The following is a 947-nucleotide window of genomic DNA, read 5'->3' on the forward strand; positions in this document are numbered from 1 at the left end:
CCATCCATAATAATGTGATGGAAATTCCAGATTAATTGATAACTGTCGTTAGACAGGACGACGTGGTGTACACGCAATAACGGGTCTTGTGCCAGGTCAAAGCCCCGCTGGATTTGACCCTGTGCGATCGCTTCCACCCTTTCTGCCTGCGCTATTGCTTCTACTCCCGTTAGGTCCGTTCTTTCGTATTCCACTTCCCTCTCGCGGATCACGACTTGTTTCGGCATCGATAGATCTTGGTGAATAATCGCTGTCCGTAGTACTTCGTGCCGCAGTGCAAGAAGGTTTAGTGCCTGCTTCACTATGTGCTCATCGGCAGAGCCTTGACCTATAAAAATGTTCTGGTTTCTATAGGCGGTTGATTCCGGTTCGGCGATGCTGTGGTAGAGCATCCCTTTCTGCAGTGAAGTGAGTCCATAGATTCGCTCGATCTGAGAGGAACCCCCCACTGCTTGTTCAATGACCGATAAATCCGTTCGGGTTAAATCCGCTGTCCGGTAGTCAGACGGTGTCCGAACCGTTTCTTTGACCGCTATACAGTGGTCTTTTATCGCAAGTAACGCGGCCATGTAGCGTTCACTAAAGGATTGCATCCGAGCACTCGATAGATAGGACCGGTTGTACCCGATCACCAGCTGTAGCTTTCCGTCCATGATGCCCCCGTTGATGATCATCTTGCGGAAGACGGTATTTTCATCGGCAGATCCCTTGCCCGAACTAAAAAATTGTAGTTTTTTCCCCTTCGCCTCAGCGTCCATTTGTCCCATGTAGTTAAACATGACTTCAAGCGGCCGGACTGGCAATTCTGCCTGTAACAGACCATATCCAAGGCCCCGGTTCGGGATCCTGCGCAGCATCTCTTTGGTTGTCATGATGCTTTCTGCTAGATCCTCATGACACGGTACCACCACCGGGTACATACTGGTGAACCACCCGACCGTCCGGTC

General features: G+C 50.6%; 1 protein-coding gene. It reads right to left on the bottom strand.

Going from position 1 to position 947, the window contains the following annotated elements; genetic code table 11:
• The coding region (locus tag ACTJKB_RS30855; protein WP_440838039.1) for a condensation domain-containing protein at positions 1 to 920 on the bottom strand (920 nt) is incomplete at its 3' end.
• Positions 921 to 947 lie beyond the last annotated feature (27 nt).

The organism is Paenibacillus sp. 22594, assembly GCF_052044425.1.
Taxonomy (GTDB): Bacteria; Bacillota; Bacilli; order Paenibacillales; family Paenibacillaceae; genus Paenibacillus_AQ.